Origin of the sequence: Streptomyces sp. NPDC015125 (genome assembly GCF_043080045.1) — a bacterium.
GTDB lineage: Bacteria > Actinomycetota > Actinomycetes > Streptomycetales > Streptomycetaceae > Streptomyces.
Window position 1 is genome coordinate 721,883 of record NZ_JBIBVF010000001.1, and the last position, 17,872, is coordinate 739,754.

At 69.9% G+C, this 17,872-nt stretch carries 15 protein-coding genes; 5 read left to right on the forward strand and 10 right to left on the reverse strand.

Going from position 1 to position 17,872, the window contains the following annotated elements:
• Nucleotides 1–15: 15 nt before the first annotated feature.
• The 3 genes from ACF088_RS03085 to ACF088_RS03095 are packed head-to-tail and all read right to left on the reverse strand — an operon-like array spanning nucleotide 16 to nucleotide 5,512.
• Nucleotides 16–1,674, reverse strand: a complete 1,659-nt coding sequence (locus ACF088_RS03085; RefSeq protein ID WP_392373618.1) for an OPT/YSL family transporter — start codon at nucleotides 1,672–1,674, stop codon at nucleotides 16–18.
• Entirely contained in the window at nucleotides 1,671–5,306 is a 3,636-nt protein-coding gene (locus ACF088_RS03090) for an amino acid adenylation domain-containing protein (protein WP_392373619.1), read from the reverse strand. The genes ACF088_RS03085 and ACF088_RS03090 overlap by 4 nt, the downstream gene beginning before the upstream one ends.
• Complete coding sequence (locus ACF088_RS03095) at nucleotides 5,303–5,512, reverse strand: MbtH family protein (protein ID WP_392373620.1); 210 nt, start codon at nucleotides 5,510–5,512, stop codon at nucleotides 5,303–5,305. Before ACF088_RS03095 ends, ACF088_RS03090 begins: the two co-directional genes overlap by 4 nt.
• A 688-nt stretch (nucleotides 5,513–6,200) precedes the next feature.
• On the opposite strand from ACF088_RS03095, the gene ACF088_RS03100 reads away from it, so the two are divergent.
• Nucleotides 6,201–6,581, forward strand: coding sequence for a CPCC family cysteine-rich protein (locus ACF088_RS03100; RefSeq protein WP_392373621.1), 381 nt, complete (start codon nucleotides 6,201–6,203; stop codon nucleotides 6,579–6,581).
• 191 nt (nucleotides 6,582–6,772) lie between these two features.
• Here the strand turns inward: ACF088_RS03100 and ACF088_RS03105 are convergent, their stop codons facing one another.
• From ACF088_RS03105 to ACF088_RS03125, 5 genes are all read right to left on the reverse strand, one after another.
• Nucleotides 6,773–7,453 carry a hypothetical protein gene (locus ACF088_RS03105; RefSeq protein ID WP_392373622.1) on the reverse strand — a complete coding sequence of 227 codons (681 nt, stop codon included), beginning with the start codon at nucleotides 7,451–7,453 and terminating at the stop codon, nucleotides 6,773–6,775.
• 175 nt (nucleotides 7,454–7,628) lie between these two features.
• Nucleotides 7,629–9,674, reverse strand: coding sequence for a hypothetical protein (locus tag ACF088_RS03110; protein ID WP_392373623.1), 2,046 nt, complete (start codon nucleotides 9,672–9,674; stop codon nucleotides 7,629–7,631).
• Nucleotides 9,599–10,129 carry a peptide deformylase gene (locus ACF088_RS03115; RefSeq protein ID WP_392373979.1) on the reverse strand — a complete coding sequence of 177 codons (531 nt, stop codon included), beginning with the start codon at nucleotides 10,127–10,129 and terminating at the stop codon, nucleotides 9,599–9,601. Before ACF088_RS03115 ends, ACF088_RS03110 begins: the two co-directional genes overlap by 76 nt.
• 161 nt (nucleotides 10,130–10,290) lie before the next feature.
• Entirely contained in the window at nucleotides 10,291–10,821 is a 531-nt protein-coding gene (locus tag ACF088_RS03120) for an NUDIX domain-containing protein (protein WP_392373624.1), read from the reverse strand.
• Between the two features lies 1 nt (nucleotide 10,822).
• Nucleotides 10,823–12,190: a tetratricopeptide repeat protein gene (locus tag ACF088_RS03125; protein WP_392373625.1), complete on the reverse strand. Its 1,368-nt coding sequence runs from the start codon at nucleotides 12,188–12,190 to the stop codon at nucleotides 10,823–10,825.
• A 210-nt stretch (nucleotides 12,191–12,400) separates the two neighbouring features.
• Between ACF088_RS03125 and ACF088_RS03130 the strand changes: the two genes are divergently transcribed.
• The 4 genes from ACF088_RS03130 (at nucleotide 12,401) to ACF088_RS03145 (ending at nucleotide 15,445) form a co-directional block, all read left to right on the forward strand.
• Nucleotides 12,401–13,150, forward strand: a complete 750-nt coding sequence (locus tag ACF088_RS03130; RefSeq protein WP_392373626.1) for a hypothetical protein — start codon at nucleotides 12,401–12,403, stop codon at nucleotides 13,148–13,150.
• 76 nt (nucleotides 13,151–13,226) lie between these two features.
• Nucleotides 13,227–14,138, forward strand: a complete 912-nt coding sequence (locus tag ACF088_RS03135; RefSeq protein ID WP_392373627.1) for an aminoglycoside phosphotransferase family protein — start codon at nucleotides 13,227–13,229, stop codon at nucleotides 14,136–14,138.
• Nucleotide 14,139: 1 nt separating this feature from the next.
• Nucleotides 14,140–14,832: a class I SAM-dependent methyltransferase gene (locus ACF088_RS03140; protein ID WP_392373628.1), complete on the forward strand. Its 693-nt coding sequence runs from the start codon at nucleotides 14,140–14,142 to the stop codon at nucleotides 14,830–14,832.
• Between the two features lie 34 nt (nucleotides 14,833–14,866).
• The gene (locus tag ACF088_RS03145) at nucleotides 14,867–15,445 is read left to right on the forward strand and encodes an HAD domain-containing protein (RefSeq protein ID WP_392373629.1); all 579 of its coding nucleotides are present in this window, start codon (nucleotides 14,867–14,869) and stop codon (nucleotides 15,443–15,445) included.
• A gap of 61 nt (nucleotides 15,446–15,506) precedes the next feature.
• Here the strand turns inward: ACF088_RS03145 and ACF088_RS03150 are convergent, their stop codons facing one another.
• Together ACF088_RS03150 and ACF088_RS03155 are read right to left on the reverse strand one after the other, a co-directional pair.
• The gene (locus ACF088_RS03150; protein WP_392373630.1) at nucleotides 15,507–17,207 is read right to left on the reverse strand and encodes a relaxase/mobilization nuclease domain-containing protein; all 1,701 of its coding nucleotides are present in this window, start codon (nucleotides 17,205–17,207) and stop codon (nucleotides 15,507–15,509) included.
• Nucleotides 17,197–17,772 (reverse strand): hypothetical protein, encoded by a 576-nt coding sequence (locus ACF088_RS03155; RefSeq protein WP_392373980.1) that lies wholly within the window; start codon nucleotides 17,770–17,772, stop codon nucleotides 17,197–17,199. The genes ACF088_RS03150 and ACF088_RS03155 overlap by 11 nt, the downstream gene beginning before the upstream one ends.
• Nucleotides 17,773–17,872: the final 100 nt, after the last annotated feature.

Sequence of the window (17,872 nt, forward strand, 5' to 3'; positions counted from 1 at the left end):
GTTCACGGTGGCCGGCTAGCCGACGGCTCGGGCTGCGACGATCACGGCCGAGACCACGCCCTCTCCGATGACCAGGCCGGAGGCCACCGTGCCCACCCATTCCTTCAGGTGGGGTGCCTTGCGTGCGATCAGCCAGGCCGTGCCGCCGCCCAGGGACATCGTGAGAACCGTCGTGGGCGGCAGCACCATGCCGAGGCCCAGGGCGGAGGGCGAGACCGGAAGGAACGTGAGCAGGAAGCCGGCCGGCACGGCGGCGGCGAGCGACGGTCCGACCTGGTGCGCTTGGGAGGAGCCCAGCGTGTAGGCAGTCGCGACGAAGTCGAAGGCGCGGGCCAGCGGGGCGGGGAACTCCGGCTGTCCGACCAGGCCTGAGCGCAGCAGCACGGCCATCAGGAACAGGCCGACGATCGCGCCCAGCCAGCCACCGAGGGCCTGGGTGGACAGCGTCGTGCGCGGCGCGGGCCGCGCGGCCACCGCGGTGTCGGACACACGGACCGCGTACGTGTAGTACAGCGCGGCCATGGCGGCGCCGGAGACAGCCGTACTGAGCACGATCGCGTCGCCCACCGGCAGCCCGGCCAAGCGCAGCAGGATGATGCCGAGGAAGATGGCCGGGGACAGCGGGGCGATGCCGGTCTCGGCGCCGACCCGGATGAAGAACAGCGCGAACAGCAGCGTCATGGCCGACAGGAGCAGCGTGACGCCGAGGCCGCGGCCCGCCCCGTAGTACCAGCACAGGGCTGCGGCGCCGACCAGGAGCAGCCCGCACAGGGCCACGCCCGCGCGGCGCTCGCCGCCGACGCGGGGGGCGACGCCGCGCCGCATCACCCGCAGCGACCTGACCACGGTGGCGATCGAGTATCCGGTGATGACACCGATACCGATGGCCAGGATGGGGCCGGTCGACAGGTGTTCGGTGTAGCTGTCCGCCGGGTCGCTCCGGCTCCAGACGATGGCGGAGCACACGCCGCCGACGAGCATCCACACCGCGGAGCGGCTGCCGGCGAGCGCGCCGACGCCGAGCAGCATGGGCGACAGGGCGAGCCCGACGAAACCGGGCGTACCGGGGAGGTGCACGGATCCGTCGGCCGTCGTCAGGGAGACGGCCAGCGCGACCGCGGCCGAGGCCAGCGCCGACCACACCAGCGGGCGGGCGGAGGCGTCCCGTGCGCGGCTGAAGCCCTCCATCAGCACGATGGCGGGCCGAAGCGTGGGGAACGGCAGTTCCTCCCGCTGGAGCATGCGGGCGGTGAGGAGGCCGAGCACCAGTCCGATGGCGTTGGAGAGCAGGACGACGGCGGCGAGGGCCGCCCACGGAGGCACCGACCCGTCTCTGAGGTGGTTGGCAGCGATCCCGGAGCCGATGGCAGCGGCCGAGAGGTATCCGCTGGAGGCGATGGAGAAGACCACGAACAGGCTGTGCCAGGCCAGCCGCCGCCGCAGCCGCAGCCAGACCGCCCCCACCACCACGACCAGGGCCGACCCGCCGAAGGCCACCCCCGTCTTGAAGATGACGAGGATGTTGAACACACACAGCAGGGCGCCGATCAGAATGCCGCCCGTCACCGCCCACCAGTCGGTGCGGGCGGATTCCCGCTCGGGGGTGGCCTGGGCGGCCGTACGGGGTACCTCGTCCTCGAAGCCGCGGCAGGCTCCGGCCTTACCGTCTTTCACCGATTACCTCGCAGGCCGTTCCCGGCGTCGCCGGCCGCGTCGGCCGCGCCGGCCGTCTCGGTGGCAACAGGGTCATCCGCGCCGGTGCCGGTCTCCTCCTCCGCCTCGGCCAGGGCCTCCAGCTCTGCCAGCAGCCGCTGCGTCTCCGCACTGTCCACGGCCGCCCGGGCCGCCACGGCCGCGAGCGCGAACTCCCCCAACGTGGGATGTTCGAAGGCCAGGCCGACCGACAGGTCCAAGCCGAGCGCCACTCCGGCGCGGCTGGTCATACGGGCCGCCAGGAGCGAGTGGCCGCCGATCTCGAAGAAGTTGTCCTCGACATCGACGCCGTCGACCTCCAGCAACTCGGACCAGATCACGGCCAGTTCGCGTTCCACGGGGGTGCGGGGCGGGGCGCCCGTGCGGGTGGTGCTCCGCTCGCCCGGTCCCGGGTCGGGCAGCGCCTTGCGGTCCGTCTTGCCGCTCGCCGTCAACGGCAGTCGTTCCAGGCTGACATAGGTGCTCGGCCGCATGTAGGCGGGAAGCCGGGCGGCGGCCAGCGCGCGGATCTTGTCGACCAGTTCCGCGGCCCGCTCGGGCCGGGCGGGCCGCACGTAGGCGACGAGCCGCTTGCCGAGTGCGTCCGTTCCCCGGACGTCGACCACCACGTCGGCCTCCCCGGCGTGACCGGCCAGGGCCGCCTCGATCTCGCTCAGTTCGATGCGCTGGCCGTGCAGCTTCACCTGGCCGTCCTCGCGCCCCAGGTATTCGAGGACGCCGTCGCGGCGCCAGCGGGCCATGTCGCCGGAGCGGTACATCCGCGATCCCGCCGGGCCGTAGGGGTCCGGCAGGAAACGTTCCCCTGTCAGGTCGGGCCGGCCGTGGTACCCGCGGGCGACCGGCAGGCCGCCGAGCCACAGTTCGCCGGGCACCCCCGGGGGCACCGGTTGGAGTTCGGCGTCGAGGACGTAGCACCGGGCGCCCGCGATGGGGCGACCGATCGGCACGGCGGATTCGCCGGGGCTGCAGCGCCAGTGCGTCACCTCGATGGCCGCTTCGGTCGGGCCGTACAGGTTGTGCAGTTCCACATGGGGCAGCCGGGCGAAGAGCTGATCGCGCAGTGCCGCGGGGAGCGCCTCGCCGCTGCAGAACACCCGGCGCAGCCCGAGCCCGTCGAGGAGCGGCCCGCCGTCCAGGAACACCGCGAGCATGGAAGGTACGAAGTGCACGTCCGTGACGCCCTCGTCGGCGAGCAGACGTGCCAGGTAGGCGGGGTCGCGGTGGCCGCCGGGCCGGGCGAGCACGAGCGTCGCGCCGGAGGCGAGCGTCCAGAAGATCTCCCACACGGAGATGTCGAAGTGGATCGGCGTCTTCTGCAGTACCGTGCCGCCCGGTCCGAGCGGGAACGCCGCCATGCCCCAGCGGATCCGGTTGCACACCGGGCCGTGCTCGTTCAGGACACCCTTCGGCCGGCCGGTGGAACCCGAGGTGTAGATGAGGTAGGCGAGGTGGCCGGGGGCCAGGGTGGGCAGGGGCGTCGTGTCGTCCTCTGCGCCGTCGAACAGCTGGAGGTCGTCGAGAGGGACGACGGTCGTCCCGGGTATGTCGGGCAGCCCCGGGGCATGCCTGGCCAGGGTCAGTATGAACCGGGTGCCGCTGTCGCTCAGCACGTACCGGGTGCGCTCGGACGGGTCTTCGGGGTCGACGGGCAGGTACGCGCCGCCCGCCTTGAGCACACCCAGCAGCGCGACGACCATCTCCACGGAGCGCTCGCAGGCAACGGCCACCACGTCCTCCGGGGCGAGCCCACGGTCGAGCAGCGACCTCGCCAGCCGCTCACCGGCCCGCACCAACTGACTGTACGTCAGCTCCGTGCCGTCGTCGGTCCGTACGGCGACGGCGTCGGGCGTACGGCGAGCCTGGGCGTCGACGAGCGCGGGCAGCGTGTCCGCTTCCGGGCCACCGGGCAGGTCGATCGCGGCCGTGTCGTTCCAGGCGTGGACCATGCGGTCCCGCTCCTGGCGGTCCTGGAGCGGCAGGAGGGCGACGGGCAGGTCCGGCCGGTCGAGGGCCGCGTCGAGGAGAGTGACCAACTGACGTCCGAGATCGCCGATGCGGTCCTCGTCGAAGAGGTCGCTGTCGTACTCCCATTCCCCGCGCAGGCCGGAGCCGGACCGGGTGAGGAAGAGCGTGAGGTCGAACATCGCGGTGCCGGTGCCGACAGCGTTGTCCTCCCGCAGAAACGGCCCCCGGTCGCCGTTGCGGCCGTCCCGGTCGGGCGTGTTCTGCAGCGCGAGCATCACCTGCACGAGCGGTGTGTGGGCGGTGCTGCGCACCGGCGCAAGGTGCTCCACCAGGCGGTGGAAGGGGAGTTCCTGGTGTGCGAAGCACTCCGCGGCCGAGGTGCGCGTCCGCCTGACCAGTTCCAAGAAGGAGGGCCGCCCGGTCAGGGTGCAACGCACCGCCACCGTGTTGACGAAGAGACCGACCAGGCCCTCGGTGTCGGTGCGGGTCCGGTTCGCCACCGGCGAGCCGACAAGGAACTCCTGCTGCCCCGTCAGCCGGTGCAGCAGCGCACCGAATCCGGCGAGCAGCACGCTGTAAAGGGTCGTCGCCTCGGCGCAGGCGAGCAGTTCGAGCCGTCGGGCGACGGACTCCGGTATGTCGAAGGCAAGCCTGCGGCCCCGGTGACGCTTGACCGCGGGCCGCGGCCGGTCGGCGGGAAGCTCCAGCACAGTGGGCGCACCCGCGAGGTACCCGCGCCACCGGTCGAGCTGCTCGGCCTCGGTCCGGGCCGGCTCCGAGCGCTGACGCCGCGCCCAGTCCTGGTAGCTGACCGGGAGCGGCGGTAACGCGGGGGCCGTCCCCCGGGAACGCGCGCGGTACAGGTGGTTGAGTTCCCGCACCAGAATGTCGTCGGACCAGGCATCGGTGATGATGTGCGGCAGGGTCACCAGCAGCCGGTGACGCGTCTCGGTGAGGTGCAGGACGCGGACGCGCAGCAGCGGTCCGGCCGCGAGGTCGAAGGGGTCGCGCGCGTCCCGGGTCGCGATCCGGGCAGCTTGGGCCTGCCGTTCGGGCTCGGGAAGCTCCCGCAGGTCGGATACCTCCACGGGCACCCGCATGTGCTCCAGGACCCGCTGGCAGGGCCGGCCCCCGACGGTGGGGAAGACCGTGCGCAGGACCGTGTGGCGTTCGATGAGATCACGTACGCACTGGTCGAGGACGCCGAGGTCCAGCGGCCCGTCGAAGCGCGCCGCGAAGTGGATGTGGTAGGTGGCGCTGCCCCGCTGGAGCTGGTCGAACAGCCACATGGGCTCCTGCTGGAACGTCAGGGGCGCGGTCGCCGGATCCTCGTGCGCCGCTTCGCCGTCCGCGGGTGCGGCCCCCGACGCGGTGAGCGTCGGCGGGTCGGAGGGTGCGGCCCGAACCCGCTCGGCGAGCGCCGCAGCGGACGGTGATTCGAACACGTCCCGCAGCGGCAGCGGGGTGTTCAGCACCTCACGGATGCGAGCGGCGGCCCGGACCGCCATGACCGAACTCGCCCCGAGCCGGAAGACGTTGTCGTCGGGGCCGATCTCCGGGCGGTCGAGGAGCCCGGCCCAGATGGCGGCGATCTGTGCGGTAACGGTGTCGGCTTCGGGGAGCGTCATGCGGCGCCCTCCGACGGGTCCTGCCGCAGGGACAGGGGCCGCATGTCGTGCCAGTGCGCGCGGATATGATCCAGGCATTCGGCACGGGCCCCGCCGGCGCCGTGGGGCAGCCAGCCGGCCGGTGGCTCTCGGTCCGCGGGCCACAGGGAGAATTGGCCCTCTTCGTTGATGACCACCAGGAAGCGTGTCGATTCGCAGTCGAGCATCCTCGTCCCCTCCACCGTTTTGCCACCTGTCCGCACAGTTCGCACCAGTGGGCCGGAACCAGCAGACCAGTCCTGATCATCGTCCACCGGTCCGCGGCTTTCACCCGACGCGGACTTCCGCCAGCGGACATGGCCACAAGTGGACTTCCCTCGGCTGGCATCCCTCCCCCGCGGTGCGACGCCCCCGCACTGACGACCCGGTGTCCCCGTAGCGACAGCGAGCCGCGAGCCCTCCCCGCCCTGCCCCTCGAAGACCGGCCGCACTCGGCACCCGCAGCAGGGTCCGCCGCACCCGGATCGATCAGCTCGCGCTCCGACACATCGATGTCACCCGGAGCGAGCAGGGTCAGGCAGGCTCCCCCTCAGGAAACCCGGCACCGTCCCAGCACGCCAAGAAACCGCAAGGGGCCGGCTCCCGAACGGGCCGACCCCATCTGACCTGCATGTTTGCCAGGTTGACAACGTGGTGTTACGCCATCCGCTACACGTTGAAGCGGAATGTCTGCGGTCTGGTCCTGACCTGCGGCGGAGCCTCATCCAGGGCTCTGACCTGGGATTTCCTCGCTGGCGTGCGTTGGCTCCCGACGGCCGTTTACGGGTGTCCTGCGGACTGGCTGCGGACTGGCCGGGGGTGCGGAGGCCGAGAAATCCATGGCGCACCGGCCGGACCTGCAACAAGACTGCGCAGGTGAGCGACTGCTACTCCTGTCCCTGCTGCGGGCACCGCGTGCTCGACGCCATGCCCGGCTCGTACGAGAGCTGCCCCGTCTGCTTCTGGGAGGACGGCGGGGTCCAGTTCCGCTGGCCGACCATGGACGGCGGAGCGAACAAGGTCTCCCTGATCGAGGCCCAGCGCAACTACCAGGACTTCGGCGCCTGCGACCAGCACGGCCGGCGGTACGTCCGCCCGCCGACCGACGACGAGCCCCTCGACCCCGCCTGGCGCCCCATCGATCTGGCACGGGACTCCTTCGAGGACTGGGCGGCCGAAGACCGCGTCCCGTGGCCCGACGACCACTCGGTGCTCTGCTGGTGGCTGCCCACCTTCTGGCGCCGGGACCACCCATGACCGCCAGCGGGGCCAGTTCGGACCGCGCTACCGGACCCGCAGGCCGACCGGCACCGGGAGGAGCATGGGTTCGTCGCCTCGCTGACCCGGTGTCGGCAGCCAGGCCGGCAGGGCCATGCGCGCTGCCTGGCCGAACCGTGCTCTGCAGGTACGGCCAAACTGTGGCGGTGGTACCGATGCGCCAGGGAGCGTCAGCGGCCGGTGTGGGCCTGATTGGCGATCTTCCCGCTGGATGTGCGGCACAGCTCGCCGACCGCTGCTTCGCAATAGGAACAGGCTGCTGTGCTGGCTGTGTTGGTGTGGAGCCACAGGTTTTCTCGGGCGCCGTGTAGCTTGGGTCGCTCTTCGCCGTTCCGCATCGAGCAGCTTCCGCCGGGCTGCGCGTCGCAGTATGGGCACGCCACCCCTAGGGTCCCGGTGCGCCGCTTCTCAGCCTCCTTGCGAAGCTCCTGCTCGCGCGCCTCGTGCCTCCGCAGTTCCTCCTCCTCATCGGCTCGAATCACCTCCATGTACTTCTCGTAGGAGTCGGGGTGATGCGCACAGGCGCCCTTACGGAGATCCCACCGGCACCATCCACCCTTCTTCCGCTCCGTGGCGCAGTGGAAAGACTGCGGCGTCTCACAGTGATGCGGGCAGGGTCCGTACAGGCGGGTGTTGTGGCGGCAGGGACGATAAGTGGTGCGCCCCAGGACTCCGCATACGTCGTCAGAACGTGCCTGTTCGCCGGCCTGTGCGAACATCTCGGCGTACTCCGGCCAGTCGGCATGCTGTCCCCACCGACGCCACCATTCCGGTTGCGCCTGTACGGTGACAAGGCCGGTTTCGTCGGCGTGCCATACAGCTTTGGGCACATCGGCGAAGGTATTCGGCATGGATGCTCCCAGTTGGGTAGAGCCCGCTCTGGCGGGATGGCGATGCTGCAGGAGACGCTAAGAGGCTTAAACCCCGGCCCGGCCGTGGTTCACGCGCATGGTCGCCCTGATTCACCCGTTCGAGTAACCCGTGTGTCGTAAGCCGACGCTGCTGGAGTTCCCCTATGGAGCTCGCTCACCCGCCAGTTCGGACGAAGCGGCAGTAGGAAGGCTCAAACTTCAGCGAGACGGATTTCTTGAACCGCTCGCCCCGAACCTTCAAGGCCCGCACCGTGGCTGTGTCGGCGTCGGGCAAGCTGGTCCAGTAGACCCCGTCACGGTGTAGTTCAACGATGGTGTCGGCGCCGCGTGCGATAGGCGTCGGAACGTCGTGCAGCTCAAGCGGCTCGTCCGGCCCTTCGCTCAGCGCTCGCGCTGTGATGAGAACCGCAAGGTTGTGTTCCATCGCGACGCGGCGCGCGACATCCATACTCACCGCCACGCCCTCTTCGTCCAGCTCGCTGTAGCTCTCGATCGTGTCGACCACCCACAGAGCAAGGCGCCCTCGCTGCGGCGGGATGACGCGGGTGGCAGCTTCCCGGAAGACCTGTTCGAGCGGGAGCCCAATAGTCGGAGTGTGCCAGCCTGGAACCCTGACTGAGCACTCGGACGCACGGCGACGCAGGGAGTCAAAGTCCGCCGTGTCGGCGGGGTATCGCAGATCTGCTCCACATGTTGCGCTGACGAGCTTCTGCTCGATCGAGTCCGAGTTGATCTCGCAGGTGCTGAAGACGGTAAGCCGTTCAGCTGCGGCGTTGTGAAGGGCGATGTTCAGCGCCATCGTTGAGCGGCCGGCAGTTGGCACAGACACGATCGCCGTGACTGTCCCGGGCTCTAGACGCAGGAGCTCATTGACATCTGGCCACGGAGTTGCGCCGGGAACCCTGCCCAGGTCGATCCACGTGCCTTCCTCATCGATGCCGGGTACCGGGTTCGCCACTTCCGCGGGTCCCTCGTCGGCAGTGCCCTCGGCGGTGTCGACAGCTGGCCAGGCGTGCAGGGGGACCTGCGCGTCGCGGGATGGCACCTGCATCATGTCCGGCTGCCACATCACCTTGCTGAAGAACGTCTCCCCGATGGCCGAGAGAGGGAGGTTCCAGGGCCGGCCGAAGGGCTTGACCTCCCAGCCATTAGCGCGGGCCCTGTCAGCGCTGGCACTGATGCGTCCGATGGTGCTGTTGGCAGCTTGGCGCTTGTTCACTCCGCCGCGCTGGTAGTAGGCGGCGGAGTCCTTGGCCGCCCGGTAGATGAAGTTGAAGACCTGGCCGAGGCTGAAGGTGCTCAATGCGTCCTGGAGGGCGGTACGGGTCCCCTCTCCTTGCTTCATCTCAAGGTGGTGTTCGCCCAGCTTCATCGTGAGGTAGTCCTGGGCGTCCGCCAGCGCCAACTCGTCCCACAAATCGCGCCACTGACCTGTCCAGGAGGTCGGCCACGGGCCCTCCCTGAAGGTACGGCTCAGGGCCTGCAGAAGGCGGGGGTGCCGGTTGGTGAGCTCGTCGGCCTCTCCCATGAGGTAGTAGCTGACGCGGCCAAGGTAGAAGGAATCGCTCAGCTCCCCTTCGTCGTCCAGTGCGAACGCATCGAGATGAGAGTCCGGGTGCACCTTGATCAGCTGCGGCGCGCGCTTCAGGAGCCCACGCTCGAATTCGAACCGCAACTGCTCGGGGGCCCAGCGGCGATCCTTCGGCCAGATGTCGGTGGGAGACGTCAGCCCGGCGTCTTCGACCGCCGGGTCGCTGAAGAGGACGTGCAGCGAGATGGCCTCGAAGAGTGTGAGATCGGCGGGCTTCAAGTCGGGACCACTCAGGACGGGGTACTGCTCGTAGACCTCAGCGCGGTGTCGCGCCTTCTGCTCCCGGATCCGCGCGGCGTGCTCTGCCACTTCGCGCTCGTGGCAGCTCGAGCACTCCCACTCCGTTAGACGGAGGGCTTGGGCAAGGTCGCTTCGGCTCGACACCGAGTAGGGGCTTTCGCAGGACTTGCACGACAAGTTTCTTAGGTAGGCCGTGCCGGCCTGCTGGGCGATGCGGGTCATCTGCTGCGACTTCAGCTCGTACTCCGCGCGGATCGCGGTGACGGTCTGCGCCCACGTCTCACCATCGTCGTTTAGGCGCCAATACGCCTCGAAGGCTGCTGCCTCGCGGACATCCTCCGTGAGCACTGCGAGTTCGAGCTGGGACACGTTCCCCCCTGGGTGTTGTCGGCACGCACCCAAGTATTTCGAGTCTGCCGACAACCGACGGGCGTTTCAGCCAACGTCCGTGACCGGCTTACTAGTACGCCCATACCAGGCCGGCCTGCCGGTACTCCTCCACGAGGGATCGGGGTCCCCCAGGCGCTCATGCGTGCGATGTACAGCATGCCGTCGAGGTGGTCGATCTCGTGGTGGATGAGGTGGGCGAGGCCGCGTTCGTACACGGTAGTCACGGGCTCGCCGTTCAGGGCGGTGATCTTCAAGGGGCGGGGGACCAGGCCCCGGACGTCGAAGAAGCTCAGGCAGCCCTCGCACTGCTCGTCCGTCTCGTCCGACCGGTCAGTAATCTTGGGGTTAAGCAGGATGATGGCGGGGGCCTGGCCGGGTGGCATGACCACTGCGGCGGTGCGGCCGATGCCGCTCTGCGGAGCCGCGATACCCATGCCCTTGGCGAAGGGGTGGACCTGGCCGATGCGCTCGGCCTCGTCCCCGCTCGGCGGGCAGCTCAAAGGAGCGGGCCGGTCCGGTGAGGATGCCGGCGCCTTGCTGGACGACTCCGAGGTCTCGTTAAGGACGGGGCGATGGGGGCGGGCATTGGACGGCTCTAATGCCAGCCGTCGAGGGACACCTCCGGTCCCCCCGTGAGGTATCGGTGAAGGGCGCTCAAAGTGGTGTCCACGAAATTCTCGGGTACTGCGTCGGCGTCGACCCAGCGGACCTGGGAGTGCTTGCGGGGTTCGCGGTTCTCGGGTTCGCCGGTCCATTCGTGGGCGGCGAAGACGACCGTGAGGAAACCGTTGGGAGCTTCGACGCCCCAGGCGCCGTGGATGATGTGGGCGACCTTGAGGGACTCCGGCTTCACCGTGAGGCCGGTCTCCTCGTAAAGCTCGCGGACCGCCGTCTCCGTGATCGGCTCGCCCGGTTCGCTTTTACCGACGGGGAGGTCCCACATTCCCTGGGCGAACTTCGCTTTCTCACTGCGTTGGAGAAGGACCACGCGGTTGGTGGCCTTGTCGTGGACGATGACGGCCGCGACCAGCAGGGTCATCGATTCGAGCGCCGGCTTGAGGGCCTTCGGCTGGTCGTCGGTCTGCTGGGCCACGGTGTTCCCTTCGTCGGGCGGGTTGTTGGGCATGTTAGGCGAGGGCCTCGCGGGCGCGGCGAGCGAGATCGGCGGCGCCGGGCACTTTGCGGCGCTGGTAGACCGCGAGGGTGGAGCGGATCGAGGAGATCGCCTTGCGGGTGCGGTCGGAGGTCATGCCTTCCATGAGGACAAGGGCCTGGTTCCAAGCGGCGACCGCTTCGTCAGCTCGGGCCTGGGCGGCGAGGCTGTCACCGAGGTCAGCGTGGGTGAGGGCGTGGACGCGCTTGTATTTGTCCGGGTCCCAGCGGGTGAGAGCCTCGCGGTGCTGCTGCTCGGTGCCGATGTGGTCGGCGAGGTCGGTCAAAGTGCGGGCGGTGTGGCTGGCCACGGTGCCGGCGGCGGGGCCGCTGACACGGGAGAAACTGGGCTGGGGGTCGCCATCCCGTAGGAGGGCGTCCTCGGCGGCCAGGAGGGCGCGTGCCGCCAACGGGTTCTCGTCAGTGGCTGCATAGGCGCGGGCGTGGGTGATGTGGAGGAGGGCCTCAGTCTGGCCGTCGACGTGGCCGAGGCCGCGCCGCAGGGCGCCTTCGACGAGGTCGACGCAGTGGTGAGGCAGCTTGAGGCTCAGGGCCTGGTGGGCGAGGGCGCGCATCATCCAGGCAGCATGACCGTGGGGGTCGGCTTCGCAGGCGAGCTTGTAGCCGACCTGGTAGTAGCGCTGGGCCGCGCCCTCGTGACCCAGGTCGTGGTGCTTCCACCCGGCGAGGTAGGCGAGTTCGGCGACGGCGCCGAAGGCGGCGCGGCGTAACGGCTCCGAGGGGAAGCGCCCGCGGAGCATTGGGGCGGCGGTGTCGGCCAGGTACGCGGTGACGGTGGTCAGACCGTGCCCGCCGCCGAGGCGCTCGTCGGCGGCGCTGAAGGCCGCGGTGATCTGGCGTACGACGTCCACGTCCTCCGCGCCTACCACGGACGTGCCGGTGCGCGCACGGAGCATGCGGGCGGTGGCTTCGTGGTCGTAGCCGAGTGGCATGGCGACGCCGGCGGTGGTGAAGGCCGCGATGGCGAGGAAGCGGCGGCGCTCGACGTCGGCACGGCCCAGGTCGGTGACCGCGAGGACGGGGTCGGATTCCGCCGGCGGATCGTCATCACCGGGCTGGAAGCCAATCTCGGTCTGGGGGATCACGCGTCCTGCTCGACGGGACAGTGCCTCGGCCAGGTACTGACCTACCCGGCCCGAAGGGGAACGGGCGCCGTTCACCCAGTGCGAGATGGCCGACTTGTTGGTCTGGAGGATCTCGCCGTTCTCGGAGGCGATGCGCCGCACGTCTCTGGCGAGGGCCTCGTAAGTGCAGTCGACCGAGTCGATGGCGTCGCGCAGACGGGAGTTCGGGGCTTTCTGCACCGCCACGATCGCCTCCACACCGGAGCTGTAAACCGCGTATACCGCTTCAACTACCTTCCACCGTACCCACTGAGCGTGACCACCGGTTCACTTATCAGCAGCCGCCCGGAACGGCGCGACCGTGATCCAGGCTCCCCCTTGGTCCGGGCGGCTCCCCGAAGTTCCGTACGCCCACACCGGGTTCGGGCATTCCTGTGCCCGGACCGGACGAACAGAGACGGAGACACGGTGACCACCATCGACACCATGGCCATCACGGTCGAGCTGCCCGAGGCGTTCGACCCGCGCTGGAACCGGCTGCCCGGCATCCAGGTCGACGGCCGACGTATCACGATCGACCCGGCCGAGTACTTCTTCCGCTTCGAGTCGAACACATGGCTCGTCGCCGACTGGGAGCTGGTCAAGTCCCAGCTCCTGGACGTGGACGAGACGACCGAGAGCGCGGTCGAGCAACTGGCACTCGACTTCATCAAGCACCACGGCGAGTCCACCTCTGACGCCGCCCGTGTCCTGGCCACCGCGTACGAGGTGTACGCCTACCTCTTCCGCGACGAGCACCTCGCCGGCCTCGGACTCCCGCAGATCACGGCCGACCATCTGCGGATGCTCCGCGAGGCCGCCACGCTCATGGCGCTCAACAAGGTCGAACTGGACGGGCACATCTCCAACGTCGGCCCGTGCTGGTTCTTCCCCGCCGCCACCTCCGTCGTCTTCGACCTGGACGACGAAATGGGCGGGATGCTCGACGAGGTTTACCACGGCGGCTGGTTCAACGAGCACCGCCGGATCGAGTCCATCAAGGCACACGTCGCGCTCGGTGGACGCCTGGTGCACGGCTGCCAGTCCGTGCCGGACCAGACCGGTGGTGTCGTCGCGCCCTATGGCGCCTCGATGGCGAACTTCCGTGGTGACCTCGCCGCGTTCAAGGCGGGCTGGATCGAGCAGGTCTACGCCCACCGCGTGAACCCCGCCGCATAACCCCACCCGATCAGGCTCCGGGGCGGGCCGGCCCCACTTGCCCGCCCCGGACATCTCCAACCGCCCGGAGCCCCCAATGAGCACGAACCCCAGCGCCGAACTCCTCGACAACCTGCTCACCGTGACCGGTCAGGCCACCGCTGTACGGGCGGAGGTGCGCGTGTGGTCGATGTCCGGAGTGGAGCGCGTGACCTTCCCCGACGGCTCCACGGCCATCTTCAAGTACGCGAAGAAGCCGTTCGACAGCGAGGATCAGGCCCTCCGCCTGGCCCACACGCTCGGCGTTCCCGTCCCCCAGGTCCACGCCTCCGCCGTTCTGGACGGCTGGCTCGGCATGCTCATGGAGGACCTCGGACCGTCCGTCCGCGAGGCCGATGACCTGGACGGCGTCGCCGCGGCCGTGGTCCTGCACGGGACCCGTACGACTCCGCCCTTGCCAGTCCTGGACCAGGAGCGGTTGCGCAAGCTGCCGGACCGGGCCCTGGAACACCTCGGACTACTGCGCAAGGCCGACCGGTGGCAGGACGCCGACGACGTCGAGGACACGCTCGGCAGGATCGCCCAAGCAGCCGAGGCCCGCTCCGGCGGAGCAACGCTGGAGCCCTTCGGCTGGGTGCACTCCGAGTTCCACCCCACCAGCCTCCACATCGGCGAGCACGGCTGGAGGCTGCTCGACTTCGCCCGCGCCTTCACCGGTCCCGGCCTGCTCGACCTCGCCAGCTGGCACGGCACCATCGAGCCCCCGCACCCCGTACGCCTGCGCGTGTTCCTGGAGCAGTACGTCACCGCCGGCGGTACCCCCGACGCCCTCGCCCCGCGCGGCGGGCTCACCGCCGAGAACTGGGCCCTGGGCTGGCACCGCATGTGGGCCGTCGAGTGGTTCATGGAGCAGTCCATCCGCTGGATCGACGACCGGGCCACCGACCCCGCCTACATCAAGGTCGTCCGCCGCCACCTCAGCGACGTCCTCCACCTCCTGGCGATCTGACGTGCTCGCCCAGGCTTCCCCGTGGCACGCCCACGCCCTTCAGCGCACCGCCGCCGGACTCGCCGAACCTCTCGCCGTACCCGCCCGGATGGAGTGGACCACGAGACCCGGGCAAGGGCCCGGCGCCGAGATCCTCGGCCCCGACCTGCGCGGCAAGCGGCTTCTGGAACTCGGCTGCGGCCCCGGTCACAACGCTGCCCACCTCACCACCAGCAACGGCGCACACGTCACCGGCGTCGACTTGGTCGGCCTCCAGGTCCGTCGCGCCCGCGCCCACTACGGACGGTTGAACAACCTCACCTTCGTCGCCGGCCATGCCCTGCACTACTTGCACGCCTCGGACGAGCAGTTCGACGCGATCTACTCCGTCTTCGGCGCCGTCGGGCTAGTCGCCCCCGAACTCCTCCTCCCGGCCATCGCCCAGCGCCTCAAGCCCGGCCGGGTGCTCGCCTTTTCCGTCCCCCACCCGCAACGCGGCGGCCGAAGCCCCGCCGCCGTTGACCGGCCCCGCCGCGACCACGTCACCCTCCCCGACCGCACCCGGCTCCCCATCGCCCGCTGGGAGTTCGACACCGACCACTGGGATAAGCACCTCAGCCGGGCGGGCTTCTGGCTCACCGCGTCCCAGGAGTTCCACGACCCCCTCATGGGCCACTGGCCCACCACCTTGCTGATCCGCGCTCGCAGGCTCTGACAGCCATTCGCCCCGGCTTCCCCTGGAGGAACCGATGCGCCCGCCCTACCTGCTCCTCGACATCGACGGCGTCCTCATCCCCTTCCCGGACGCAGACGGCTCGACCCCGGCCACCCACTCCCGCCACGACGTCGTTCCTACTGGCCGCAACGCCGACAACCCGGTCACCGTCTGGCTCGACCCCGCCCATGGCCCCATGCTCATGGACGTGATCCGTACGGGGCTCGTCACCCCGGTCTGGTGCACGAGCTGGCGGCAGGACGCCACCACCCTGATCGGACCGCTTCTCGACCTCCCGCCTCTGCCGCACGTCGACCTGCCGCATCCGCAGATCACCACCAGCCACCCCAACGGCTACCTGTGGAAACGCGACCACGTCGACGCCTGGCTGGACGATGCCCCCGCGGTCTGGATCGACGACGACTTCACCGCCCTCGACCACTCCTGGGCCGCAGAGCGCACCGCCCGCGGCGCGGCGACCCTCTTGATCCAGCCTGACCCCCGTACCGGGCTCCAAGCAGAGCACCTGATCGAGGCCCGGACGTGGGTAGGGCGGCTGCTCACTGCGCGGACTGCTGCACCCGCTGCTCCGAACGAAACCGAAGCAGCCTGACGCGAACCCGGGGGCAAAGGGCCGATGCCCCGCCGCGACGTGGCGAGGGCATCTGGCCGGGTCAGCGGTGCCGACCGCGTTCTTCGGGCCTCATGGCCATTGGTGACGCGGCCGGAGGGTGCAACGTGGCAGCCGCGGACGAGGCGCCGCTGGTGGTGCGTCGTCCGCGAGCGGCTTGCACCCGCTTGTTCGGTTGAGCGGTGATGCGCCAGTTGAGGACCTCGGCGGGGTGCTCGACGCTGTCGAGCTCTCGCTCGGAGCCCACCTCGGCCAGAAGGCGTCGGGGAGTGTGGCCGGCGGTCTCGGCGCGAGCGAGGGTTGTGGTGAGGGCGGTCCAAGCGGGGTCGGCGAGGATCCGGTGGGCGTGGTCGGGGAGGGCCACGCGAATGTCCTGCTCGAAGCGGCGGGCGGTCGCGGCTCGCGGTGCGCGGTGGGCCAAGTCCGCCAAGACGGGTGCCACGGCCTGCTGGTAGCCCACCTGAAGGTGGCGGAAGGCTTCTTCGGCCGCAGCGGCCTGCTGTTCGTGGCCGCGCTGTTCGTGCCACTTGGCGGCGGCGCGGGCCAGGTGCACGGTGGCGAGCACTAGGGCGATGGCGAGTCCGCCCGGCTCGTTGGAGGCGTAGACGAGTTCCTTAGCGGCCTTGCGCAGGGCAGTGGCGGCCTGGTGGTCGGCGCGGGTGGCGGAGCGGCGGGCGCGGTTGAAGGCCATCGCCGCCGCCCGCAGTTCCGCCTGGTGTGGGCCAGTAGTGGCGCTGGCGATGTTGTACAGGGCATCGCCGAAGGCGGCCAGGTAGCCCTGGGCGGCGGCATCGTCACCGGAGTCGAGAACCGAGTGCGCCGTGTGTATTGCGGTGGTTGTGTGCCTCCATGGCTCGGCAGGGTCCGCCACATACTGCGGGCGGTCGGCGACTTCCTGGTCGGGGAGGCGTTCGCGTAGACGGTTGATGGAGAGGTCAGGGGCGAGTTTCGAGCCGCCGTACCAGACGGGTTCGTCCGCCGCGTTGGTGTCGCCAGGTGCAGCGAGGCTGTAGCCGATCACGTCACCGGTCTCTGGGCCGAGGCGAGTCTTGACCTTGATGCCGAGGGACTGCAGCACGGTGAAGTAGTCGGCTTCGCTGCTCACGGCGGCGGCGACCGCGTACGCCTGCTCGCGCAGCCACTGCCGTGCCGTGACCGCCTGGCCCTGGCGCTCGGCCTTGGCGCGTTCGGCGCCGGTGGGGGTGCGAGGAGCGGTGAGGTCACCGGACTTCAGTCGGCGCAGGCCGAATTCGGCTTCGATCTTGCGGCATTCGACTTGGGCTCGCTGTCCGTCGCGGTGCGTGCGCGGGCGCCGCCCGTCGGCGCGGACGGTGGTGGCCATGATGTGGATGTGGTCGTCGGCGTGGCGCACCGCGATCCACCGGCATGCCTTCTCGTCGCCTTCGGGGGCGATGCCGGCGGTGTGAACGATGCGGCGCGCGACCTCGGCCCACTCGGCGTCGGTGAGGTAGCGGTCGCCGGGCGCGGTGCGGACCGGACAGTGCCAGACATGCTGAGGTGGTTTCTTGCCGCCCAGCTCGCGGGCACGCAGGTCGACGTGGTGGTCAAGGCGCTTGGCGAGCTGGGAGTAGGTGGCCGCTGGGTCGCGGCCGGGGTCAGGGGCGCCGGCCATGTCCCAGGCGGCGACGATATGAGAGTCCGTGTGTTCGTCGCGTCGGCCGGGGCCGAAGAGGTAGACGATCAGTCCGCGGGAGTCGGAACCGGTGGAGACGTCAGGAACCATGCGCGGTGCCCTCCGCCAGGAGCTGGTCGATCAGTCGGTAGCTGTTCTGAGCCGCTTGCTCGACGCGGTCCAGCACCTCCTCGGCGCGCTCGGGCACCGTTCCTCGGTGGATGGCTGCGGTGATCTGGTTGAGGTTGCCGCCAATGCGGTTCAGCGCGACCCTGTGCGCCTCGACGGCCTCGATCAGCGGGCGGAGTGGATCGTCCTCCGGGCTGCCAACCAGCCCCGCCTTGCCAAGGGCGACGGCGAGGGCGGCGTCCCCGACGAATCCGGCGAACTTCTGCCCGCGCTGGTGAGCGGCGGCGCTGATCACGCGGACCGCGGTCCGCGTGAAGCGGATGGTCTTCTCCTGGTCGCGCTTTTCAACCGTGCGCTTGCGGTTCATCAGCGCGGGCAGGACGGGGGCGTCGAGATCCCGCCAGGAGGGCTGCTCGACGGGCGGTTGGACTTCGGCGGGCGGCTGAGTGATCGGGGCGACGGAATCTGCTGCGGGCAGGCAGCCGATCTCGGCTATGCCCTCCTCCGGCTCGTGCGCCCCCTGGCGCTCGGCCTTCTCCTCCGCCACCCCTGGGGCGGGGGCAAGCGCGGACGAAGCCTCGTTAGAGGCTCGTTCGCTCCAGCTTGCTGCTGATCGACGGGTCAGGCCGAAGAATCCCTTGCGGCGG